12 protein-coding genes and 7 pseudogenes are annotated in these 24,659 nt (G+C 58.5%); 10 read left to right on the forward strand and 9 right to left on the reverse strand.

Annotation, left to right across the window (positions count from 1 at the left end):
• Positions 1-1,198: 1,198 nt before the first annotated feature.
• The 4 genes from AC0L3U_RS37080 (at position 1,199) to AC0L3U_RS37095 (ending at position 8,370) form a co-directional block, all read left to right on the forward strand.
• Positions 1,199-2,335 (forward strand): M24 family metallopeptidase, encoded by a 1,137-nt coding sequence (locus AC0L3U_RS37080; RefSeq protein ID WP_259219142.1) that lies wholly within the window; start codon positions 1,199-1,201, stop codon positions 2,333-2,335.
• 956 nt (positions 2,336-3,291) lie between these two features.
• Positions 3,292-4,026, forward strand: a complete 735-nt coding sequence (locus tag AC0L3U_RS37085; protein ID WP_259219141.1) for a hypothetical protein — start codon at positions 3,292-3,294, stop codon at positions 4,024-4,026.
• A 1,097-nt stretch (positions 4,027-5,123) separates the two neighbouring features.
• Positions 5,124-6,116, forward strand: coding sequence for a D-alanine--D-alanine ligase family protein (locus AC0L3U_RS37090; RefSeq protein ID WP_259219140.1), 993 nt, complete (start codon positions 5,124-5,126; stop codon positions 6,114-6,116).
• Positions 6,117-6,723: 607 nt separating this feature from the next.
• The gene (locus AC0L3U_RS37095) at positions 6,724-8,370 is read left to right on the forward strand and encodes a class I adenylate-forming enzyme family protein (RefSeq protein ID WP_259219139.1); all 1,647 of its coding nucleotides are present in this window, start codon (positions 6,724-6,726) and stop codon (positions 8,368-8,370) included.
• Positions 8,371-8,740: 370 nt separating this feature from the next.
• Here AC0L3U_RS37095 and AC0L3U_RS37100 read toward each other — a convergent pair.
• Positions 8,741-9,819, reverse strand: a pseudogene (locus tag AC0L3U_RS37100) (IS630 family transposase).
• Between the two features lie 1,223 nt (positions 9,820-11,042).
• Between AC0L3U_RS37100 and tnpB the strand changes: the two are divergent.
• A pseudogene (tnpB, locus tag AC0L3U_RS37105) lies at positions 11,043-11,347 on the forward strand (IS66 family insertion sequence element accessory protein TnpB).
• A 1,227-nt stretch (positions 11,348-12,574) separates the two neighbouring features.
• Here the strand turns inward: tnpB and AC0L3U_RS37110 are convergent.
• Entirely contained in the window at positions 12,575-13,069 is a 495-nt protein-coding gene (locus AC0L3U_RS37110) for a recombinase family protein (RefSeq protein ID WP_259219138.1), read from the reverse strand.
• A gap of 352 nt (positions 13,070-13,421) precedes the next feature.
• On the opposite strand from AC0L3U_RS37110, the gene AC0L3U_RS37115 reads away from it, so the two are divergent.
• On the forward strand, positions 13,422-14,453 hold the full coding sequence (locus tag AC0L3U_RS37115; protein WP_259219356.1) for an IS110 family RNA-guided transposase: 1,032 nt from the start codon (positions 13,422-13,424) through the stop codon (positions 14,451-14,453).
• Positions 14,454-14,762: 309 nt separating this feature from the next.
• Here the strand turns inward: AC0L3U_RS37115 and AC0L3U_RS37120 are convergent.
• Both AC0L3U_RS37120 and AC0L3U_RS37125 read right to left on the reverse strand, forming a co-directional pair.
• Positions 14,763-15,145 (reverse strand): annotated as a pseudogene (locus AC0L3U_RS37120) (SDR family NAD(P)-dependent oxidoreductase); the annotation flags it as partial.
• A gap of 49 nt (positions 15,146-15,194) precedes the next feature.
• Positions 15,195-15,673 (reverse strand): annotated as a pseudogene (locus AC0L3U_RS37125) (ATP-binding protein); the annotation flags it as partial.
• Here AC0L3U_RS37125 and AC0L3U_RS37130 point away from each other — a divergent pair.
• From AC0L3U_RS37130 to AC0L3U_RS37140, 3 genes are read left to right on the forward strand one after another with little or no spacing between them, the layout of a single operon-like run.
• The gene (locus AC0L3U_RS37130; protein WP_259219137.1) at positions 15,645-16,178 is read left to right on the forward strand and encodes a Y4bD/Y4pK family protein; all 534 of its coding nucleotides are present in this window, start codon (positions 15,645-15,647) and stop codon (positions 16,176-16,178) included. The pseudogene AC0L3U_RS37125 and the gene AC0L3U_RS37130 overlap by 29 nt on opposite strands.
• The gene (locus AC0L3U_RS37135; protein ID WP_310473298.1) at positions 16,159-16,884 is read left to right on the forward strand and encodes a recombinase family protein; all 726 of its coding nucleotides are present in this window, start codon (positions 16,159-16,161) and stop codon (positions 16,882-16,884) included. Before AC0L3U_RS37130 ends, AC0L3U_RS37135 begins: the two co-directional genes overlap by 20 nt.
• Positions 16,773-17,036: a hypothetical protein gene (locus AC0L3U_RS37140; RefSeq protein WP_310473297.1), complete on the forward strand. Its 264-nt coding sequence runs from the start codon at positions 16,773-16,775 to the stop codon at positions 17,034-17,036. Before AC0L3U_RS37135 ends, AC0L3U_RS37140 begins: the two co-directional genes overlap by 112 nt.
• A 57-nt stretch (positions 17,037-17,093) precedes the next feature.
• Here AC0L3U_RS37140 and AC0L3U_RS37145 read toward each other — a convergent pair.
• The 4 genes and pseudogenes from AC0L3U_RS37145 to AC0L3U_RS37160 form a co-directional block, all read right to left on the reverse strand.
• A pseudogene (locus AC0L3U_RS37145) lies at positions 17,094-17,219 on the reverse strand (IS256 family transposase); the annotation flags it as partial.
• A 92-nt stretch (positions 17,220-17,311) separates the two neighbouring features.
• A pseudogene (locus AC0L3U_RS37150) lies at positions 17,312-17,517 on the reverse strand (IS256 family transposase); the annotation flags it as partial.
• Between the two features lie 884 nt (positions 17,518-18,401).
• Positions 18,402-19,454 (reverse strand): KamA family radical SAM protein, encoded by a 1,053-nt coding sequence (locus AC0L3U_RS37155; RefSeq protein ID WP_259219136.1) that lies wholly within the window; start codon positions 19,452-19,454, stop codon positions 18,402-18,404.
• Between the two features lie 414 nt (positions 19,455-19,868).
• A pseudogene (locus AC0L3U_RS37160) lies at positions 19,869-20,860 on the reverse strand (IS630 family transposase).
• Between the two features lie 1,814 nt (positions 20,861-22,674).
• On the opposite strand from AC0L3U_RS37160, the gene AC0L3U_RS37165 reads away from it, so the two are divergent.
• The gene (locus tag AC0L3U_RS37165; RefSeq protein ID WP_259219135.1) at positions 22,675-24,189 is read left to right on the forward strand and encodes a CoA-binding protein; all 1,515 of its coding nucleotides are present in this window, start codon (positions 22,675-22,677) and stop codon (positions 24,187-24,189) included.
• 38 nt (positions 24,190-24,227) lie between these two features.
• On the opposite strand, the gene AC0L3U_RS37170 is transcribed toward AC0L3U_RS37165, so the two are convergent.
• Positions 24,228-24,659, reverse strand: a 432-nt coding sequence (locus tag AC0L3U_RS37170) for an ABC transporter ATP-binding protein (protein ID WP_473364872.1), incomplete at its 5' end; no start/stop codon positions are given.

Genomic DNA, 24,659 nt, shown 5'->3' on the forward strand with positions numbered 1-24,659 from the left:
CCACCGGTAATGCACTTGCGGGGAAGTTGCTAACGAAGTTGCCAAGTTCAATTAAGGCTCGCACCAGGGCGCTCCAACAGATCTCGTTGTCGGGTGAATGAAGTTGGCTTCGGCTCTTGGCCGCCGCGCCGGTCGAGCTCAGCAACTGGCCGACCTAAGCAGAGCGTCCGGCGGCCCGGCTTCGGCAGCTAGCTTTCTCCGAGCGTCACTTTGCTCTCGAGTGCTCGTGGGTATTGGCCCACGGAATCGCTGAGTATCGTGAAGCAAGGCCGGCCAATTTCCTGTCACGTGGGCCAATCTCGAATGATCTCGTTTGCTTACAATTGAAGCGTGGCAAAAGCGAACAGAAAGAGATCGCCGCGATAAGCACCGGCGCGGAAGGTATGAGGCAAACCGTACTCGGTTCGACGACACCGTCGCTGCGAATGCGGATTTGGCGAGGGGCGGCATATTGATTGCCTTCCTGCGTTATGTTGACGACAACTTCCAATGTATCTCGTCAGCAGCTCTCGCAGCTTCGCGACAATGCGTTCAAGCGTCGCGCCAATTGCGCCGTGAGCCTGGAAACGATTCTTCTGACATTGCCAGCCAATCCCTTAAAGGGAGGATGCAGCAGGCGCTAAGCTGAACGCGACCATTCCATGGACACGCCAAGTTCGAAGGTTAAGCATTGGCTCCCCGCTATCTTCCCAGAAACAGAGGGCAGCTCGTTCGACACGGAAATAATTCAATCACCACCTACCACGCTGCATGCTGAGGGTGCCGTTCACGGTTCTCGATATTTTCTTGGCTCTGTTCCGATGTCACCTACCAGAAGCCGTAGTATCGCTGGGAAGGCTTCGTGGCCCAGAACTTTTGGCGTGACTTTCGCCACGCTTCCTAGCCGCGGCGGTCGAGGACATATGACTTGAGTATGCCACGGCGAGGTTTGAGGGCCTCGCGAACAGTTGTATCTGGCGACACTCGTTCGATGAGGGGAAGTGTCACTGTACTTGAGCCAAGAACCTTTGAATCCTAACTGTGGGCGGAACAGATCACACCCACATAGATAAGATTTCGGATCTCCTGAACGCGTTCACAGTGTTTTTGGATGCCGCCGCATAGGCAGTCGGCCGAATGAGGTGAACGGCGAACCGAACAAAAGCGAGATATCCAACAAAGGGAAGCAGAAATTGTGAGCGAGCTTACGAAAACCTCCATGGTCTTTCCCCTTGAGGAATATCGGGAACGACTGCAGCGTACTCAGGAAGAGATGGCAAAGCATAATCTGCCAGTTTTACTTCTGCATCAGCCAGAGAACATCTTCTATCTGAGTGGTCTCGACCAAGTCGGTTACTTCTCCTATCAAGCCTTATTGGTTCCGAGCCGCGGCGAACCGGTGCTAGTTGTGCGCGATGTGGAAGTCCCTACGGCGCACAGCACGTCGTGGGTAAAAAATCACACGATCTATGCAGATGCCGCCGATCCGATTCCCGTTTGGCTCGACACCGCGCGAAGAGCCCTCGATGGTCTCGGCCTGGCAGGTGGACGCATTGGGGTAGACGAACATTCGTGGTTCTTGACGGTAGAACGCTGGAAGATGTTGCAGGCGCTGCTACCGGATGCCACTTTGGTCAGAGAGCCGCGGATTGTCGATCACCTGCGCCTAATCAAATCGCCGAGGGAAATAGAGTGTATGCGGGGCGCTGCTAGCCAGGTTGAAGTGGGCATGCGCGCTGGCATCGAAGCTATCGCACCCGGCGTGAAGGAGCTAGAACTCGCGGGCACGGTGTTCAGTGCATTGGTGAACGCCGGATGGTCGGGCGGACCGGTCGGCGGTATCATCACGTCCGGCGATCGCACAAATCTCATACACGGGGGGTATTCCGATAGGCGCCTGGAACAGGGCGATTCCGTCTATTTTGAACTCAGCGGGGTCCATCAAAAGTACTGGGCACGGTTGATGCGTACCGCGATTGTTGGCTCGCCGAGCGCTGAACAGCAGCGAATCGCCGAAACAATCATCCGCATCCAATTCGATGCTATTAAGCTGATGCAGCCAGGCACACCGGCCGCGGTGATCGACCGAGCGTGTCGCGAGCCGCTCCTGGCGTCCGGGCTGCGCCAAACATACACGAACCGCGCTGGCTATTCGCTTGGTCTCAGTGAGCGACCTTCCGCCGGCGAGTTTATGCGGGAGTTCGTGCCAGGGGTGGAATGGGAGCTAAAGCCCGGAATGGTATTTCATATGCTTATGATGGCCGCCGGGATGGGCTTCAGCGAGACAATCCTAGTGACCGAGCGGGGGCCGGAACGCTTAACCGGCATGGAGCGCAAGCTCTTCTCGCGCAATTGAGGACCATCCCGATGGCTAGAGCGTTTCACACTCTAAGGGAAGCGTATCTGGACTATCGAAAAACTGAACCTCCCCGAATGAGTGGACACTGTAGTGGGCTCAACGAGCCAAGAGGTGTCCAATGGAAGGACGTCAACGTCGGTCATTCACGGAGGACGAAAACGCCAAGCCGTGGAGCTGGTATTGTCGACCGTCGATCGATGGGGTGGGTCGCCAAGAGCTCGGTCTGCGCGACTCGGTATTGCGACGCTGGGTAGATAGGTTGCGGCAGGAGCCGGCAGGGATTGGAGCAGAGATGCACCATTTGGTACCATGATCGGCGCGCGTACCCCGGGGTGATAGCGCCTCGAGTGGCCGCCACAAGGCACCTACATTTGCCACTGCGGTGATCGCAAGGCAGGACCTTTACATGGAGGAGAGCTCGACCCATGCGCGCGTCTCGCGGAGCGCTCGCTTTGAAGCTCTTGTTTTGGCTGACTCTCCGCCGGGGCAATCAGAACGTATTGTCGGATTGTCGAGTACGAGACACGGTGGTGTTCTGGCTCCCTTTCTGCGGCGCTCTCATACAAAGCATTGATCGGTAGCCAGAACTTTCTTACCTCGCTCCTTCTACGTGATTGGCACGTATCTTGAGAGTCCCTTGTCTTCACGTGGCGAGGTGTCAACCGACATTCTTCCCCTGGATCACAACCCGCCCCCATAGAACGACGCAAGGAAGAGGATGGAGGGTTCCTCCGAGATCGAAGCTATCGGCAAATCCGCAGTTCCCAAAACATACTCGCACTCCGGTCAACTTCAAGCGGATGACTGATCGTGGGCTGCGACCTTGAGGCTACTGAGCAGTGAGGGAGACAATGGCGACAGAAAGTACGGTGCACGGGAATCTTCAGGGAACAAAGCACGATTTCACACCAGTTTATAATCGTAGGTGGCCGCACTCCTATTTTCGAGCACACTTGGCGCTCGACTATATGATTCCAGATCGGGCCAAGCCGGTCTTCGAAAGGATCTTCGCCGACTATCGACGCATTCGAAACAAAACCATACTGAAGATCATCGATGTCGGTTGCTCCTATGGCATCAACGCTGCTCTACTGCGCACGGATCTGGATCTCGATGAACTTTATGCTGCCTATCTGGAGTCCAGCGGATCGCTGTCGCGCCAACAGGAGATCGAGCATGGCCTGTTCTTTCGCAATCGGGGCCTCCGAGACGACATCCGGTTCGTCGGCGTGGACCCCTCATTCCGGGCTGTTCGCTACGCGCAGGCCCTGGGCCTGCTGGAGGCTGGCATCACGGCTGATCTAGAAACCCGTGACCTGACGCTCAAGGAACGTTGCGCCCTCGTAGATGCAGACATCCTCATCAGCACAGGCTGTGTGGGGTATGCCACCGAACGAACCTTTGCACGGGTGTATCAAGCCTCCGCGAGTTCTCGCCCCTGGGTAGTTGCCTTCGCAATGCACCCCTTCAGTTATGATGGCATCGCCGCGGTTTTTCAGAATTTCGCATTGGAAACCAAGATTGTAGACCGGTTCAGACAACGCCAGCGCCGTTTCGCCACATCGGCGGAACGGCAGGCAATATTGAATGCTATGGCCAAACTCGGCATGGAGGATCGCCTAGAGCGTACAACCGGCTATATTTACGCCTCGTGTTATATCTCCGCGCCGCCGGGCGAAGCGCTCTGAGCCTAGTGCATAAGCACATCTCCGGACGATGTAAACGTGGATGAAGGGCAGCCGCACCGGCGATGGATTCCAAGCGGCACCCCGATATCGCACAATTCTGATAGTAGGTCGCTCGCCCGCAGATCACGGCCATTTCGCGCCCGATTGGACAGGCAGGGGAAGACAACGTAAGTGGTATCGGTCGCCCGATCAGCGTGACGAGCATGGCGGCGGATTGCTCCCGACGCGCCACCATCTGGATTGCCGGGGCAAGCCGCCTTGCTAACGCTATGTTAGGTCTCGCCGAAGTTTAAACCAGGACAGTGCGGGGGCACCTACTCTTAGGAGCGAAATGGCGCTGATCAGCCAAGCATTCGTAGGGAGCGACCGTCCGACCACTGCCATCCGACTCGACATCAACCGTTTGCTTTGAAATTGTGGCCCGCCAGAGCGCGAACGTGCGTCTGGCCAGCAAAAACGTGACGTGCGGCAAATGACAGACGTCAGAGTCTTAGGTTCACATCGTCGCCTCGCACGGCCGGGACGCGATGTCGTCCAGCCGACCTTCAGCCCGTAGTCGCGCAAGATCTCGCGCAGATCCGTCTGAGGCACCGTGCATCGTCGACTGGCTTGCTCATCATAAATAAGGCCGAGACTTCTGCCGGAGCTCCGAATTGCAGGCCAATCCGCACCAGATCCCAGGCGAACGAAGCAAGCCGGCGATCCCGCCGCCGGCGCACGCATCACTACGGAGCAAGCCGCTGACGGAGCGCAGCTTTCGCCAAGTGAGCAGGTTGTGGGATTCGAGTGCGCGGTTAGTGAGATCACAATATGGAGTATCGTCCTCGAGCAGATGTTCGAACTGGGGATGAGGGCCGGTGCGCACTCAATCTTCCATGTTCTAGCTTTGTGCGATTGAAGACGCCTGTGTTGGCAACTCGACGAACCGAGGTACAAATACTTGTGAGCGCGGCGCGTACCACATCCTTTGCGCACCGATTCCGTGGCGCGACGATTGCATGGAATGAAGCGCTCGGGTCGAGACGGGCTGTTGCTTGCGATTAACAAGATCCGAGCGCTTGAACCCCAATAGCGGTCGATTAAGCAAGGAGTAACTCATGCGAGTAGCCGTCGTGCAGAACCATGATCACGCGGGCGTCATCAACCGGTTCGGTCAATGTTGTCTAGAGGAATACGACTGCAATGACATAAAGAATATAATCGCGGCGCTGCAGGAATACGGCCATGAAACGTTGCTTTGCGAAGGCGATAAAGGGCTGCTCGCCACCCTGGAACGTTTTATGCCCCCCGATCCGCGAGTCCGCCCCTCCGGAATCGTCTTCAACCTGGCGAACGGAATTCAAGGCGAGTGCCGTTTGTCCCATGTTCCGGCCATGCTGGAGTTGGCCGGAGTGCCCTACACCGGCGCGGGGCCGCTTGGAAACGGGTTGGCCCTCGACAAGGTGATCGCCAAGATACTGATGCGCGACTGCGGCGTGCCGACGCCCAACTTTCGCGTGATGCGTCGCGGCACGGAGAGTACCGGTGACTTGCGATTTCCGCTGGTGGTGAAGCCGCGTTTCGAATCCACCAGCTTCGGATTGCGGCTCGTACATGAGCCCGTTCAGTTGAGGCAGGCCGTAGAAGCAGTCGCCACTCAGTATGCGCAGGATGCGCTCGTGGAAGAATACATCGAGGGGCGAGAAATTTATGTCGGCCTGCTGGGAAACGGGAAGACTGAAACCTTGCCACTGGTGGAGCGGGACTTCGGCGACCGCGAACTGCGTCTGTATACTCACGAAGACAAAGGGCATGCGGCGCTCGCGGCCATTTGCCCGGCGCAACTCGATAGCAAGCTTGCGACGTTTCTGCGGGATATTTCGGTTGCGACCTTTCGTGCCTGCCAGTGTCGCGACTATGCTCGCGTCGACATCCGGATAGACCGCTCCGGCCAGCCATTTGTACTCGAGATCAACTCCATACCCGCATTGAACGGCGTGTATATCGAGGCCGCAGCGACGGCCGGGTACAACTTCTCAAGCTTAATCAATCGTATCCTCGATATCGCCTATACGCGGTATTTCGGGAGCGGCGCTAGCAACGCCAAATAGGTGTCGAAGGTCGACCCAATCGCTCCGCGGTAGCAGCCTGGCTGTTGCCACTCTGTCGCTAGCGTGTGTTCGGCATTGAGATAATTTGTTGGGACGTCGCGCTGGCATGAAGTGGAACCATTCTCCTGCTGACTGGGACCTAGTGCAGCGCAGCCGTACAACTGGACAGAGCGCGGGACGAGCCGGCAGTATGCAGCAGCCTCATCAGAACCTGGGCACATGCCAGCACCAGATGGCGCGCTCTGTGTGTCGCAAACAGACATTTTCTTTAATGAGCCTCGCTCCGCCTCAACGGCTTTCAATTGCCCACAAATTTCTTCTCTGAGCATGGCGGCCAGGGCGGGTAAGTGCGACGTGAAAGCCCCGCGCCACATGAACGGATCGGGAGGGTGGGCGAGATAACGCCGAGCCGGTGCTGAGAAGGCTTCTTCAAGTAGCAATCAAAACGCCCCACTAGATTGGGGTGGTGTCTCAATTCTTGTTAATCGCGTACGTTACGAGAGCTTGCCACGCGCTGGCTTGGTTGATTCGCAACACAAGCGCGGTGCCAAGATGTTGCGCTGTTAACCGACTTGTTTATGTCACCGTCAGACTAAGGTTCCCAACTATGACCGTCACAAAAACCCAAGCCAAGCTGCAAGCCGACATCGCCACTCTGATGCGCAAAATCGAGGCGCTGGAATCGGCATATGAGACAATCACGATTGGGCAGCTAGTTTCAATGCGGGCCAGAACGCACGGCTCAACGATCGCGATTGAAGTCTTCGACCGTAGCGAACGCGCGACCTACTCGGAGATGGATCAATTGTCCAACAAATATGCAAACGCGCTGCGTTCATTTGGTGTATGCAAGGGCGATCGAGTTGGAGTAATGCTACCAAATCGCATTGAATTCCCGATCCTTTGGTTCGCGATTGCGAAGCTCGGTGCCGTGATGGTCCCGATCAACATGCGATACACTCCGAGGGAGATCGAATTCGTTCTTAGCGACACACAGGCGAAGTTTGCCCTGGTCGACGAGTCCGCATGGCCAGTGTTCTCGGCCATGAATCCTTGGCCTCAAGATCTTGCCTTGGAGCGAACAATTCTCGTTGGACAGCATTCCGACGCGGCAGCGACTGTCCTCGGTGAATTGCTCGATAGTGTCGAGGAGTGTGTGGTGGAGGAGGATGTCAGCCCCGACGATCTGCTGAATATTCAATATACCTCGGGGACAACAGGCTTTCCGAAAGGCTGCATGTTGACACACGACTACTGGGGCGTGAGCTCATACCAGGGGATGTGTTGGGAACAACCCTATCAGAGATATCTGTCTGCGCAGCCTTTCTTCTACGTCGATCCGCCGGGGCATCTTGTGAAGTCGTATCGACAGGGCGGTACGCTCTACTTGGCCCCGCAACTCAGCTCGACGCGGTTTCTTGGTTGGGTCAAGCAGTACCGGATCGAATGGTGCCAGTTTCCCGAGCTCGTAGCCCGACAGGCAGAGGCCGCCGACGAAGACGGAACGACATGCCTGAAGCAGACCCTGAATTGGGGCTGGAGTCCTGATTCGGTGCGGCAATTCCGGAAGCGATTTCGGGTGAATACTCAAGACGCCTACGGCATGACGGAAATCGGCTTCGGTACACGAATGACGAATGAGCTGGACGAATTGGCCGACTCGGGTTCGGTGGGTATTCGCTCGCTTTTTCGGGAGCTGCGGCTGATGAACGAGGATGGGAGCCCCACGCTGGTCGGTAACGTGGGCGAGCTCTGGGTGAGGGGGCGCGGTATCTTCAAAGGATATTGGAACAAGCCGGAAGCAAATGCCGCCTCGTTCGAAGGCGAATGGTTCAAGACGGGTGATCGGATGCGTCGCGACGAACTCGGCTTTTATTGGCTGGTGGGACGCACGAAGGACATGATCCGCCGCTCGAGCGAGAACATTGCTGCACGCGAGGTCGAGGTGATCATCCGGGAGAGTCCCGAGATTGTGGATGTGGCCGCCGTTCCTGTTCCCGATGTCAAGCGCGGCGAGGAGGTCAAGATTTATGTCCAACTGAATGAAGGCGTCGCGCCAGACAATCTGACCGCGGAACGCATTCTTGAGCACGCGCGTGCGCACCTCGCGGCGTTCAAAGTGCCGCGGTACATCGCCTTCACTCCGACACTTCCTAGAGCTCCCACTAGCAACAAAGTGCTAAAACGAGAGCTGATGGAGGCCAGCGATCCGCTTGCCGGCGCCTACGATACTGAGCAGAAGCGCTGGCGCTGAGGGCGACTTTCCACCCCATTCGACCACGCACGCAGCGTCGGTTCCGTACCGGAAGCCAGGCAAAGGACCCCAAACCAGCGCAGGCGTCCCGTCGTTCGATCACTGCCTGCTGTCGAGGAGAATGCCCGGACGTACACCGGCCTGGAGAAGTTCTCCGAGGCCAGAATTGAGGTGCTGCTCGGCTGCCCGCAGATTGCGCCATATCGCGTATGACACCACGCGACCGCGATCAGGTGACGATTCTGCTTGCGCGGCAGGACGCGAATCTGGCGGTAGGTGATCTAAAAAAGGCGCTGAGTCGGGATGGCCGGTGCTGCCTCAGATTTCAGCGGATCGAGCCTTCGCCAATCTGATCTCGTCCCTTTGCATCCTAGTGGATCGAATCTAACACTTGGTGCCCTCTTTTGACGGCGGCGATGATTTTGTCGGGATTGGCCATCCATGTGAAGGGCTTCGGGTTGGCGTTGGTCTCAGCCACGAAGCGGTTGATGGCGGCCTGGAGATCGACGACGGAGTGGAAGACACCGCGCTTCAATCGACGCCGGTTAAGTTTGGCGAAAAAACCCTCGACGGCGTTGAGCCAGGAGCACGAGGTTGGTGTGAAATGGAAGACGAAACGCGGGTGGCGATCGAGCCAGGCGCGAACGTTTGGATGCTTGTGGGCGGCATAGTTGTCGAGAATGACGTGGATGATCTTACCTGCCGGAACTTCCGCCTCGATGGCGTTCAGAAATCGAATGAGTTCCTGATGACGATGGCGCTGCATGTTGCGGCCGATCACCGTGCCGTCGAGGACGTTGAGTGCGGCAAACAGCGTCGTGGTGCCGTGCCGCTTGTAATCGTGTGTCATGGTTCCGAGCCGGCCCTTCTTCAGCGGCAGGCCCGGCTGGGTGCGATCGAGGGCCTGAATCTGGCTCTTCTCGTCAACCGACAGCACGATCGCGTGGGCCGGCGGATCGACATAGAGCCCGACGACGTCACGCAGTTTGGCGACGAAGTTCGGATCGTTCGAGAGCTTGAACTGTCGGCATCGATGAGGCTGGAGCCCGTGCGCCTTCCAGATTCGACGGACCGCGCTGGCACTGATACCGCTCGCTTGGGCCATCAGGTCGGCCGTCCAGTGGGTCGTCTCAGTCGGCGGATCGGCCAACGTCAGAGCGACCACACGCTCGGCCACCTCCGGGCCGAGCCCAGGGATCCGCGAGGGGCGCGTCTTGTCTCGCAGGAGACCATCGACGCCTTCTTCCATGAAGCGCTGCTGCCAGCGCCAAACGCAGGTCTTGGATGTGCCAGTCCGGCGCATGATCTCGTTGGTGCCGACGCCGTCGGCGCTCAGAAGCACAATGTCCGCTCGCCATGCGTGCTTCTGCGGGGCGTTACGGTCCCTGATGATCGCTTCAAGCCGACGGCGATCTGGTCGTGTGATCTTGATGGTATCCCGGTGCGCATGCGCGAGACTCGCACGCGCGCCAAACAAAGGGAATCCCTAAAGGGACTCTTATGTTAGGCAGGAACCACTAGTTGCCGGATTTTGTGCATCATGAGGCTCGACTGTCGGACGCGCGGACGCGCCACTATTCCTCTCGTTTGTATCTGCGTGCTCGATAGCCTGCAAACGATGACCACTAGCAAGGCAGAAAGCGCTCTCGAAGTATCTTATCAAGATCGGGGCGGCATAACTGCAGAAGGGCGGGTTTATTCGCAAGAGCAAGTCGCGCATCTGCAAGTTAGAGCGACTTGTAGCCGACCACGCTGAGTGCAGCGCATGGTGAGCCTCGTACGCACCACGGTAAGATAGTTGGCGGCAACTTGAATGAAGCCTGTGATCTCGCCGGACAGAGCCCACGCAGTAAGAATCGATCGTTTTACCCGAGCCGGCGAGTGGTGAACTCCTGTTCTCAAATTGAGACCGCACTTGATGCTTGATCGTGGTCGAGTAGCTCAGCCATTTGGCTTTCGCCCTCACAGATCCGGGCGGCCGGCTTTCCCGCACCCGGCTCTTACCGAGGGTAACCCGCTTCATATCCGCGCCTGCGCCCAAGTGCGAGTGATGCGTGGAACGGCAGACGGAAGCGTGCCGTCAGGGTCTCGAACTCCGACCAGCCCATGCGCCGACTTTTCTGACTGCGGCGTCTCAGACAGCGCAGCCAAGTCCGTTGCACTTCGAGATAGAAGGTAAGCGCGAAGCCGATACCCTTGCTTCAGAGTTAGAACGAATATGCGAAAAACCCTCCGGCTTGGACGGAGGTTTGGGATGGGATTGGACAGCAAAAACGACGTCCATTTGGACGGCTCATCTGGAGGGCGGGTGAGCCGGCTGGAGGTGCTTGAAGGACCATCGGGGCGCCGCGTGCGTTCGGAGGCTGAGAGAGCTCGGATCGTCGCCGAGAGTCTACTGCCAGGTGCCTAGGTGTCCGAGGTGGCGCGCAAGCACGGAGCGACGCGCTGGCACATTTGCGATTGGCGACGACGCTTTCGACAGCGAGGCATGTTGGCGCCGCGCGAGGCGTCGCAGTCGGCATTCGCGCCGCTGATCGTGGAAAGCGCGTGCAGGAGGGTCACCTTCCGGCGATCAAGCTTGAGATCGCGATTGGCGATGTCGTGCTGCGGACGGACGCAGCCATAGAGGGCGAGCAGCTGTCCCGGATGATCCGCGCAGTGCGAGCGTCACGATGATCACGGCCGGTGCCGATCTGAGGATTTACATCGCGACGCGGCCGATCGACTTCCGCTGTGGCCATGATGGACTTGCGGCGAAGGTGCAGGAGATGCTTCGCCTCGACCCGCTCAGCGCGCAGCTTTCGTGTCCCGATCGAAACGAGCGGACCGGATCAAGATTTTGGCCTGGGATCGAACGGGCCTGGTGTTAGTTCACAAGCGCCTCGAAGGCTGCAAGTTCGTTTGGCCAACGACCGCAAACGGCGTGATGCGCATATCGCCAGCGATGTTCGCAGCCCTGCCCGATCACCCATGTTGATGCCCTTGTTAGGCTGACAGATTCTTAGCTCAGTTGCGCAATGACGCGATTTCGAAGGTCTCCGATACCGCCAAGAGCGGATGGTGTATTCGGAAAGAGATAGCCGCCGCTTGACTGGCGATCAATCGGCAAACGCCTACTTCGGATCTGCACATAAAGCCAGTTCACCGGGATCTTAAGCGTTCGTGCCAGTTCGGGCGGGCGGAGGAGTGAGTCGGCATGCAGCCACCGGTTGCGCTGGGCAGTCACCTTGATGGCAGCGGCACGACGGAGCCGCCCAATGGTGATGGGCAGCACCTTATCGGCGCAATGAGGGGAGCAGTGGCCTTCCTGAGTAAGGATTGCGGCGATCTCGTCGTCTGGGACGCCGTCGGGGGCAAGCGCCAGTAGCGCGCCCGCATTTCTGTGCCTCGCGTCAATCTGGTGGCGGGGTTGACGCTCTTCCTCACCTCGATCTCCGTCACGGCGCCTCCTCGCCAGACGATTCTGGCCAGGGCCAACTCGTGCTCACCGCGGTCGAGCACGACCTTTTCGATGAGGCGTCGCAACAACGCCTTGCGATGCGCATCCGAGATAGTCTCGTCAGCCGATATCTGCGGCAAGCGGCCGGTGAGGCTGATGACCTTTTGTCGAGCTCCTTGCTTATGGCCAGTTGTGTGATGCTTTGGAGGGCGTCTGTCGGGCAAGCGCCTCTTCGGCGGCGCGCACGTCGGTTAGCGCCGCTTCCCGTCGGCGCTCGAGTTCTGAGGCGACCGGGCGATTGTCTGGATCAGCTCAATTGAACTGCCGTTCGGCTAACGCCGCCGTGTATCGCTTGCGCTCGAGCTCTCGTTCTGCGCTGGAACGTAAGGCATTGTTCATCTGCTGCTGGACCCGGCGGGAGCGCGACAAGGCATCGAGTTCGGCCGGCGCCTATGCAGTTAGGAATACATCGGCAACGCCGCATCGATACGGTTGGCCCTCATGTGTTGGCAGGTCGGCTGGCCTTCCTGGGTCCGCAGGTGATTGCATACATACTCGCCGCCTCCTTGTAGCGGACGTGCATCTTATGGCCACATCGTGCGCACCAGGCGATGCCGTGGAGCAGAAGCTCGCCATTGCGAGGCGCGCCTCGGGTTTTGATGCGCATGTATTCGGCTCGGTTATCTCTGATGATGGCTCGGTCTTTCATAAATTGGCCACTCGATATAGGCAGGATATCGATCTTTGACGACGATCCGCCACTCCTCAATCGGCCGCGGAGCCTGTTGCGGCAGGGCGCCCTCCCGCTTCGGCGGCTGGAAGCGGGTTCGTCCATAGACGAAGGCACCCGCCTATGCGGGGTTCTTCAAGACGGCGGCCTACGTCGCGCGTCCAACACAAATCGCCATGCCGATCACGACGAGGCAGTTCGAGGTCACGCTCGTTCAACGCCCGCATGACCTTGGCAACGCTGCGCAGTTGCAGGAACAGCTGGAAGACGAGTCCGAGCCGCCCTTGCACGGCCATGTCGGGATCCTTAACGACCACGCCGCTCGGGTCCCGCATCGGCCTGATTGGCAGCATAACCGCAAGTTCGCCGCGTTCGGCTTTAGCTAGCAAGCCGGCGGTCAGCCGGCTGCGGATCGTGTGTAGCTCAAGCTCGGAGATCGAACCCTTCAGCCCGAGAAGCAACCGTCCGTTGGGAGTGCCCGGATCATAGACACCATTGCGGTCGGCGATCAGACAGCCAACGCAGACCACAGATATCCAGGAGCGGATCAGTTGGTACAGTTACGCGCCGAGCGAGTCACGTCGATCGACAGGATGAGCTCCACTTCACTCAGGCCAATACGGCCAACGAGTTCTTTGAAGCCCTTGCGATGCGCCGTAGACGCGCCGCTCAACCTGAGCGCGCCGCAATGGTTCGAATTCGATCTGCGATCTCCATCAGGGCCCGCGGTCAATGGCCGCTTCTCGAGGCCGTATACATGACCGCTCCCCGATCCGTTTGCCGGAGCATCAAAAAGTCCTTGCCGAGAAGGAGGCCAATGGTATGGACCCCGCCCTTGCCGCGGTGGAATCTCAAGCGTCAACTGCAGCGAAGGAGGATGTTATGCAGGTCGTTCGGATAGGTCTAGATCTGGCGAAGTATGTCTTCGAAGTTCACGGCGTCGACAACCACGGGAAAGTCGTTGTGCGAAAGAGGTTACGTCGCGATGCGGTGGCCGGCTTTTTCGCCAATTTACCGGCCTGCCTGGTCGGCATGGAGGCTTCCAACGGGGCACACTATTGGGCTCGCGTGCTCACGGAGCTTGGCCATCAGGTCCGACTAATCAGCCCTCAGTTCGTGACACCATACGTCAAGTCGAACAAAAATGACCAGAACGATGCGGAAGCCATCTGCGAAGCGGTCGGTCGTCCGTCCATGCGCTTCGTGCCACCGAAATCAACCGATCAGCTGGCGGTACAGGCCGTCCACCGCATTCGCCGGCGCCTGGTCGCCGATCGAGTCAGGCTCGTCAATCAGATTCGCGGTCTTCTGTCCGAGCATGGGATTGTCATTGCCCGTGACATCGCGCAGCTGCGGCGTGGCCTCGCGGTCATCGCAGGAAACATCAATGACGACCTCAGCGAGATGCTCCGAGCGCTCATGAGGGAACTGCAAGAGGAGTTGTCCGAGCTTGATACCCGCATTGCAGCCTATGACCGGCGGATAAGGGAAATCTTCCGTACGAGTGAGCAGTGCCAGCGGCTCGGCAAAATCGAAGGCGTCGGACCTGTGACAGCAACAGCCTTGGTCGCCGCCGTGGGCGATAGAAGCTGTTTCAAGAACGGCCGACAGTTCGCGGCTTGGCTTGGTCTGGTACCCAAGCAGCGATCCAGTGGAGGGCGGGCCCGCTTGTTCGGCATCAGCAAACGGGGCGATCGATACCTGCGGACGCTGATGATTCACGGAGCTCGCGCCGCTTTAAGCCGTGCTAATGGCAAGCAGGATCCGCGAAGCCTCTGGCTCGGCAAGATGCGGCAACGGCGCCATCCCAATGTCGCGGCCGTGGCTCTTGCCAACAAGAACGCGCGGATCGTGTGGGCTATGCTCACAGGCGGCGCGGCTTATGAGCCGGCGCTTTCGGTGAAGGCGGCCTGAAGCGAAGCGGCAATCAAGGAAAGGAGGTCTCACCGGCAATTGCAACAAATGGCAGGAGATGGCGAAACGGTCACCCCGTCGCTTCCCGAACCTGATGTGTGGACCGGCACGGCTTGCGCCGATGTCTCGGGGCCGTTGAGGTGGAAGCGGGCGAAAACCATCGAGGCTCGCGGCGGAGACGTTGTCCAGCCGCATCAAGAAGCCGGATATACGTCAGCAGTTGTGGCCGTCGATCCTGATCAAGCCAGTCGTTGCAATCGGGCGGGGTCCATATACGTCCATACATGACGAAAAGAGAGTTTCGCGCTCTCACACGGCTAGGTGCCGGGTCTTGTTGCTCGATGCCGGGCCTGCAAGGAAGCAGACAAGCTGCCCGATGTCCTCGGCGGTAGAGGCGACCTTGAGCGGCACACACGCGCCACCACGGCATCACGACCCGCGGGGCGCCTGCCTCGCCACGTCCCGTGGTGAACCATGGCCTGCCATGGGCCTATCGATATAGCCGGGACAAGCGGTATTGACGCGAATGGAAGGCGTACGGCCCAATAGTATTAACGGCATAGACGCGCTGAAAATCGTCGGCCGAGAGCCCGTCAAGATCGCCATTCGACATAAGTTTTGTCGTGCCGGCATTGTTGACGAGCACGTCTAGGCGACCCACGCCGCGGCGGCGCGACAATCTTCCTGCAATCCTAATCGCGCGACAAGTGTCAAACGCCATCCGGAACTGCCCCCTTTGCGTCACGAAGAACTGCCCCCACCATCTGGGTTATGATCTCGGTTGAAGATTGTTTCCGGTGGCGGCGCCTTGATGAGGCCGCTCTTGCGCTTGGCTCGGAGCCGGTAGCTGTCGCCGCGGATCGTCAGCACGTAGCTGTGGTGCAGGAGACGATCGAGGATGGCGGTGGCGACCACGGGAGGTGCCATTCGGCAACGCTGCGGTTCAACGTGATCAGCATGGCGCCGGTTTCGTAGCGCCTACTGACCAGTTGGAAGAACAGATGCGCCGCGTCGGGTTCCAGCGGAAGATAGCCGAGCTCGTCGATGATCAGCAGCTTTGGCTTCGACAACGCGAGCAGTTTCTCGTCGAGACGTCGCTCGCCGCGCGACTTGGCGAGACCAGCGACCAGCGTCGTCGCGGTGGTGAACTGCACCGAAGACCCGGCCAGGATTGCCTCTCCCCTGAGTGCAATGGACAGCTGCGTCTTGCCGACGCCCGGCGAGACAGCGTCACAATGCCGGGTGTCCGCGTTCGAGGTTTTGATCCTCTATCCGTTCCATCCTCGGGCCGGGCAGATGGTGCAGGTTGAGCACCGCAAGCGCTTCGCCGGCGAGGACCGTCTGGTCATGGTGCAGCCCGACGGCACACTCGCCCTGATCCCGGCCTGGATGAACGAGGATATTGCTCGCTCTGCAACTCTCACAGCAAGCCCTCAGTTGGCTGTCGAAAGGCTCGTCGAGCTGCGGGCACGAATCGATGCTTATTGCCTCTCGAGGCGAGGCATGGCGCCTGCGAAGGAGGGGATCATGCAACCAATGACGCCACTTGCAACGGAGCCCGAGGAGCATCGCCAGACGCCAGCGATTCCGGCGTCGCAGAGAAGCACTCTCGTCCGCCTGATCGAGGGGCTGCTGGTCGAGGCCCTCGCCGCCGGCACCAATATCGAGACGGGCACGCCAACCGCAGAGACGAGGGAGGCCGCACATGAGCCAGGTCACGCCTGAGCACCTCGCTCGTCAGGCCGTCGTCTACATCCGTCAGTCGACGCCTGATCAGGTCGCCCACAACCTGGAAAGTAAGCGCCGTCAGTACAATTTGCCGGAGCGCGCGCGACAGCTGGGCTGGAGCGATGTTGCCGTGATCGATGACGATCTCGGCCGCTCCGGCGGTGGCGTCGCGCGGCCCGGCTTCGAGAAGCTGCCGGCTGCGACCTGTGAGGTGCGCGTCGGGGTCGTCGTCTCGATCGAAGCGTCGCGGCTCGCACGCAACGGTCGCGACTGGCACACGCTGCTCGAGTTCTGCGGTCTCATCGGCACACTGATCGCCGATGAGGACGGCGTCTACGATCCGCGACAGCCCAGCGATTGCCCACTGCTCGGCATGAAGGGTACCATGAGCGAGATGGAATTCTCGGTACTGCGGCAGCGCTCGCTCGAAGCGCTGAAGCAGAAGGCGCGCCGGGGCGAGCTGTTCATGACGGTCGACGTCGGCTACGTGCGAGTCCGCCACAACCCACCGAGAAGGACCCGGATCGGCGCGTCCGCGAGGCGATCGCGCTCGTCTTCGCCAAGTTCACCGAGATGCAGTCGGTGCGTCAGGTGCACCTCTGGTTCAGACACGAGCGCGTTCCGTTGCCCGCCGTCACCTATGGCGAAGGCCACCTGGTCGAGTGGAAGCTGCCGGTCTGCAACACCATCCTGCACATTCTGACCAACCCAATCTATGCCGGCACGTATGCATTCGGGCGCACCGGCAGCCGCATCAGCATCGAGGCCGGCCGCAAGGCGGCCGATTCGGCGTGGCTCGGCTTCCCTCTGACCGGTGGAATAGTTGATCACGACATCTGCTCCGCTCTTCGCTAAGAGGCCGGAGGTCCTCGAGCGCAGTCCCCTTCGACAGCGCCCCTTCCACCAGGGCGGGCGGAGGCGCACGGTAGCGAAGGTGGTTTTGAGGGGTGGTCTCCGCAAGTGATTCCAGTGCTCGGCCGGGAAATGGTAGAACGCGAACAGCGTGTCTCCATCCTTGCTCAGGCACTCGGCCGTCTTCTCCTATCCCAGAGCGTAGCTCTCGATGAAGGCGTCGAACGCCAGCTCGGGGACAACCCATCGTTTTCAGCTATCCAGATCTCCTGCAATCCAGAACGGCACACGTACAGCCGCAGGCTCGACAGAGAAAATGAGATGCAGTCAAGGGGGCGCGGCATCCGCCTCGCGATCACGCACGTGCCTGGCGGGCCGCGACCGGACCGATACCGGTCATCATCTCGCGCGCTGGCAGGTGACCGTGGCCGACGACGCGCTGGTGGCCATCCTCGGTCTTCAGATCGAAATGCTTACCGAGAAAGCGTCCTCGACCTAGTCTCAAGCGCCTGGGCGAGAAGGCGCTCCGTCAGCGTGGAGGTCGCGGCGCGTCCGATGACAAGGACTTGCAAAAAAGGCGCCAAGCGATGGCGCCCGCTATCGCTGCGATCTGCTCCGCAGCAATGATCCACTCGCTTCTGCGGGCCGAGCGCGATCTGACCGTCTGTTGTTCCGGGGGTGAGGTCCGGGCGACAGTTGCTACTTCGGATCAGGTCGCATCCGAGGGATGCACACTGCGCCTTCGGAGCCTTCGGGAGCGGACTCGATCGCAGGCGCCCCGTTGCGCAACACTTCTGTGAATTGATCCGCGACTTTCCTACGCTGAAGCAGCTTGATTAGCTTTGGACGAGGCACATCGCTCCTTTGGTGGAGGCTTCAGGCCGCCTCACGATACTCCGCCTTCCGATCGCCTCCGTCACCAAGTTTCGAGGATAACTCGGGCTGAACTTCGATACCCATTTAGATAAGTTGTGAACCGTCATGCCCTCAATCATGCGCCCAGCGGAGACGGCTCACCTGGGCGGCCGGAAAACCTCCTGTTTAGGCGGCAGGGCTCTGAAGACTCTTAATCCTCTTCGGCTTACCACCTCTCCTCAACTGCCGCGCCAGCGCCTGTGTTCAACCGAACTGAAGACAGGCTCTAGCTTCGGCATAGTACCGCGGGCCACCGCAACACCGTCTTACCAGTCAGCGCCTCGCACATGGAAATGTTTTAACCCACGACGTTCATCGCGCCAATCGGCATTGCGGCAGTTCCCGTAGCCAGCGAGAAGCCGTCACCGCGTCGTGGTGCTGCCGCATGGACGCGACGGGCTCTTGTGCTCCACACGCTCTGAGTAAGTACGCAGCATTGCGCGCCCGTTGATCTCATCTTTCAGGCAAATCGTCCAACCAGCAGGCACCCTCGACGTGCGGTCGGGAAAAGATTTTTCCGATCTTATCGAAAGCCCTGTTTTGATGGTAGCGCATATACACGCGATGGTCGTCCCCTATGTCGAGGATCTCGATTTTTCCTGTGTAATGCGACATAATATATTTGAATGTCTTTTGGATGCCGCTCAGACGATGGTTGATGCCTCGCGTAATTTCTATTCCGCGAAGCAAAGGGACCTGGAAGTGCGATGCGCCCTTCACCGGCCTGCTCTGAAAGAGATAGTAGGGGCGCACGCCGATTTGGTGACATTTGGCGAAAGTCGCCGCTAAGATCTCTGGATCATCATTGACTTTCGCGAGAAGCACAGATTGATTGAGGAATTGCACGCCCTGTGCGCGCAAAGAGCGAATCTTGCGCTCCGCGTCCATCGAAATCTCACCGATGTGATCGAAATGTGTAACAATTATCGCGGCCTTACCCGCTTCGTGGATTCGTTGGAACAAAGCCGGTAGAGCGGCGTCTTCAAACCTCTTGGGCTCATAGGCGATCATTTTTGTCCCGAATCGAATTGACTCCAAATGAGCGATCGGCAGAAGATGATCAACAATCCCATTGAGCTTGGCGGTGCTGAGCACGAATGGGTCGCCTCCCGAGAGCAGTACGTTCGTCATCTCAGGATGTCCGGCAATATATTGCGCAACCTGAGCGAAATCGGGTGCTATTTCATCAGAGTCCTTGCCGACCATGCGTTTGCGAAAGCAATAACGGCAATATGAGGCGCAACGGTCCGTTACCAGCAACAACCCGGTCTGGGCGTACTTGTGCTGGAGTCCGAGCACGACCGTGTTGTCGTGCTCGCCGCTTGTATCCAAACTGCCTGGGCTTTCGAACTCTTCGACTGAGGGCTCCACGACATATTTCAGCTGATTGTAGTACCCACTATTGGCAATCTGTTCGCGGTAGTATCTTGTAACATGATAACGCGTGATGTTGTTGATTTGCAGTTCACCTTCGGTGACGACGCGCGTCCCTTCGATGAACTTCATGACTTGTCCTGTGACGTGCCGCGGATCATCTGCGCCTGTCATTCGTACACCTTGTCCTACCAGGATGAGCTGCGTCCTAAACCGTACGGCGACTTACTCACTCGTGGTACAGCATTAAGAACGGATTGAAACCTACCCACTCTGGTGAGGAATATTGGAGTCGATGTTTAAGGAAGCGGTGGAGGCAAGTAGCAGCACTCAACGCCGGCAGAGCGCTCCTGAGCGTTATCGGGGACAATCGGCCCCCGCTTGCCAGAGATGAGTCGTCTGAGTCGTCGGTCCAGTCCGACGAGCTGGCCTCATGCTAATCACCCACGATTTCATTGAGCCTATAGATATCAGATTCCTCCCTTCCGCGCAAAATCCGTTCGATGTGCGCCCGATCAGGCTTGCTGCACATCCTAGTACCCGGAATCATAGCTGGGTGATACGGCGGCCATTGAATCTGCGCTGCCGAACTTTTTTCTTGGTCCAGACGAAGGCCCATGCGTCGAGGTAGGCATCGATGTGCTCCTGGAGCTGCTTAAGGCTTGTGAAGGACGCGCCGCTGAGGGACTACCCTGCAGGGCCGAGAACCATACCTCGACCTGATTGAGCCACGACGCGCTTGTGGGCGTGAAATGAAATTCCACATTGGGGTGGGGAGCTGGCGGCCCGGAAAGACGGCGGTGATGCTGTCCATGAAGTCGAGGAACTCGACACGGCGCCGCCGTTTTGAATGCGTCGCGATGATCTTTCCGGTCCCAATCTCGAGCGCTGCAAACAGCGTTGTCGTGCCATGCCGCTTGTAGTCGTGGCTCTGACGGTCAAGGCGCGCCATTGGGCAACTTCAGATAGCCCTGCGCTCGCTCAAAGGCCTGACTCGAAGGCTTTTCGTCCACGCAGAGCACGATAGCCTTCTGGGGCGGGGCAACGTAGAGGCCGACAACGTCGGCAGCTTTGGCCGTAAAGTTCGGGTCGTTGCTCTCGCACCAGGATTTGCGAACCACGAGGTCGATCTTGTGGTTGCGCAGGAACCGCCAGACATATTGGACGTCAACATCGCCCAGCGCCTCGGCCAGCAGCGGCCCGGTCCCGCGTGCAAACCCTCGCGGTGCTGGCTTGCCCAGCTGCTTCAGTATCCGCTCGTCTGTGGCGTTCGTACAGATTGGCTGCTTGCGGGGCCGCAGCTTGTCTTGCAGCCCTTCAAGGCCATGATCGGCGTAGCGGTGTCGCCAAAGGCTCACAATCCGCGGCTGTACTCGAAGCTCTTTGGCAAACGGCCGAGTGCTGCGCCCGTCCGCCGCCAAAAGAACTATATACGTGCCCGCTTCAAATCGCGCTGCAACGTCATCGGTGAACGACAACACGCCTCAGGCACCTTGCGGTCTTTCCGAAAGGTGGACTTCTCTTGCTTCGGGTACCATCCCGATCTTGAATCATGACTCACGAAAAGGGGGTACTAGCAATGCACACGATGATGGGCGGAGGGTAAAAAAGCGCCAGATAAGTTGTCACCGCAGATATAATGCTCAATATCGAAAAACGGCTCTCGGATTGGCACCGGCCACCAGCACGCACAACTGAATCACCCGCGGCGAAGTATAAGGCGTTGATGGAGCGTGCGGGGTATCGGAAGACAGACCGGAGTTGGCGCCACTCAACAGTGAGGTTTCTAACCCCAGCCGATCACTGCATGCCTCGTGCAGGCTGGGCTAGACCTATGATCGCCCTCTGGCTCCTATCGAGGGTTGTGCCGGATGGTTCGGCGCCGAGCCTCAACGATGGGGAGAGGGCTGATGAACGATGGCATTTTCGTGGGGAATGCGCACAAGGCGTTGCGCTGGCCGAAGGGATGCACGGCAGGGAAATTCGTAAAGGATTCCCGCCCCGATCAGATCGAGAAGCTGGCGAAGAAGCTTGGAAGGGTGACCGGCAGGAAGGATGCACGCGGGATCGCACAGTATCGGGTTCGGCCGGTACACGCAAAGTCATCGGTGCGCACGAGATCCGGGAGCTCCTAGCCGCATGAAAACAGGTTCTTGGGCTACCAGTCGATGTGGAATTGAGTATCGCCGAAATTTGCGCGGCTTTGGGCTGAAGATCGGCCCGGTCACGCGGAAAATTTCGAAGCTCGGATCCGGCAGTTAGTTGCTGGTCAATGGAAATTGGAGTGTACTGCCACGGCAATGCTTTCGCACGATCGGCTTTGACGGCAGAGTACGGAAAACTACACAAGGCTGGTGATGACCGGTGTGTCGGTCGGCTGATGACAATGCCAGGATCTCGACCCCTTGGGTGGCTATCGGGTATGAATCGAGGACTGATGACCAGCATTCGCATTGCAAAATCAAACGCGGGGGGCCAAAGCAATACAAGTCGGGAGAAAACTGGCGGAGTCACACTGGCCAGAGACGAAATAGTGCGGACGGCGCTGTATGGGTCACCAACGTTCTGCTTTCGCGCTTAAGGCGGTTCTCATAACTCAGCGCTGGGTCAACAGCGCTCCTTGGCACGCGATCTTTGAAGCGCTCGCCCATTGCGGCAATCATGGCGCGACTTTGTCCGTCGGCTCCACGTCGATCAAAGTGCATCGGCTCGGCGAGCGGCGGAAGGCGGGAGCATGAACACGCGATTGGCGCTTGCGCGGTGGACGAACCACGACAATCCACGCGCTGAGCGTCTCTGATTACGGACCCTCGCGCATTCACTTCACCCCGGACCAAGCCGCCGACTATCGCCCCAGGGCCGGCCGTCTCGAAACCTATTGGAGACAAGGGCTAAGATGACAAGGCTTTCGCGACAAAACCGTCAATCGCGGGCGAAGGCCGCCATTCAATGCCATCTACACTTTCAGAAAACGCATTACAAAGGCGCGATATTATCGAGCGCAGCTTCTGCCGGCTCAACGATTCGGGCCTTTCGCAACTTGCTAGGACAAAGTTTCCAGAAAGCTTCTTGGCTGCGGTCCACCTCGCCGCCACTGTCGCTCTGATTGTTAATTGAGCCTGAACGCTGAGGCTTGTACGATTCCGGACAGTGATACGACCATCGGCGGATCAAAAACACCGCCGCTTGCGGAGCTGATTTTTCGCACGGATCAGACGCTTAATGGCGTTTGAGCGTCTCCGGCATGACTCTTGCTGTTGACAGGCTGCGACACCGGGAAGAGGCGGGCTGAATGTATTCAGACGAGGGCTGGCTTCACTCACGCCATGCAGCTGTCGCAGGAGGAAATTACATGTCCATGAGCAGCGAGAAAACACGCTTGCAAGCAGTGAGCAGCGACGCAAGACCTTCCGACCATTTTGATTCGGGTAAGTCGGACATAACCGGCAATGAACGTAGTCTACGACTGCTCTTCGAGCCGAAGGGAATTGCCGTAGTCGGTGCTTCGCCGAAGCCAAGCCTCGCGAAAAGCATCCTTAACAACATAGTGTCTTTCGGCTATACGGGAAACATTGCTGCGATTAACCCAAACTACGCTGTAGTTGACGACGTGAACTGCTACAGTTGCATCTCAGACGTTCCCTTCCAGATCGATCTGGCCCTGCTATGCATTCGGGCGGAGAATATTCTCTCTGTTTTGGAGGAATGTGAACAAAGGTCGGTTAGCGTCGCACAGATCATTTCGAGCGGCTTTGCCGAACTCGGCTCAGAGGAAGGTCGCGCAAGGCAGCGCCAAATTCAGCGCTGGGCAAAAGAATCGAAGACAACAACCCTAGTCGGTCCCAATAGCATGGGAGTCATCAATCTGCACTGGCCCATGATTGCCGCTTGGGCAAACAGGGTGCCCGAGATTGTAGCGGGAGGCGTCAGTGGCGTGTTCCAGAGCGGCCAGATGGTCGCAACGATGCATCCGCTGATTGGCAGGGGCATCGGAATCAGCAAAATCGCGACCACCGGCAACGAAGCCGGTACAACAACTGCCGAAGTTATCAATTTCTTCGCCGTCGATCCACAAACCGAAATTATCATCTGTTATTCCGAAGGGATCAACGATCCCGAACGCTTCGCGATCGCGTGCGCACGCGCCGGGGAACACGGCAAGCCGATCGTAATGTTGCGCGTCGGCGCTCATCCTGAGGTACGACATACGATCGGCCGACATACGGCTACTCAAGCCGCGATCAATTACGAAAACGACAAACGATTGCTGGAAGAACTGGGTGTGATCACGGTAAATTCGGTCGAGGACCTGATCGAGACCGTCGTCGCGTTCAAGGCGTGTCGCAACCCCCGCGGCAATCGCGTCGCCTTTGCGAGCTTTTCAGGTGGAATGGGGAACATCATGGCCGACCTGATCCTTTCGACGCCCGGCTTGAAGCTTGCTCCCTTCTCCGATCAATTGCGCAAACGACTGGCGGACGTGCTTCCGAACTTCGCGAACAGCTCTAATCCCCTGGATCTCAGCGCCCAGAGTGCCTTTGATTCCGACGTCCTCAGCGGTTGCATGCAGGTGCTCGGGAAGAGCGACGAATTGGATATACTTCTCTGGGGCAATGACTTGCCGATAGGCATTGATGACGGATCTCCGATTGACCTCGCTCTGAAAGAGCTAGTATCGGAACACCCTGAAATTGTTGTTACCTCAATCTCGCAGATGAGCGGAGTTTGTTGGGCGACCGGGGCTGATGCACGCCCGCCTATGTTCGCTGGTCAGCCGATCTTGCAGGGCACGGGGGTTTCGGTTCGAGCTATAGGCAAAGTAGTCGAGTGGCATGCATTAAGGAGAAGGCCATCAGCGCAGGAATGAGCACGCGATTCGTACCTGCGGCCGAGCTCCGGCGAACGTCAAAGAGCAGGACGAGCAACAATCAGGGCACAGGCATGTCGCCTGTCTGCTCGGGGCCATGGCTTGGCTTTAAGCGCTCGAGAAGCACACAAACCTACATGTGCTTGCGCGCTAGGTGCCAGGAGATTGGATTCACCAATGAAGCTCGCAACAAAGCGGGTTCGCGGCGTGTCATATATTTCTTCTGGCGTCCCGATCTGTTCGACCCTCCCCTCATTCGTCACCACGATTCGATCGGACATTGTGAGCGCTTCGCCCTGGTCGTGCGTGACGAAGACTACTGTTGTCCCGAGAGATTTCTGCAGGCGCTTCAATTCGAGCTGCATGTGCTCTCGAAGCTGCTTGTCGAGCGCAGCGAGCGGTCCATCCATAAGAATTGCACCTGGACGGAACACAAGCGCACGGGCTAATGCAACGCGCTGCTGCTGGCC

It is taken from the genome of Bradyrhizobium sp. Kon69 (assembly GCF_055807515.1).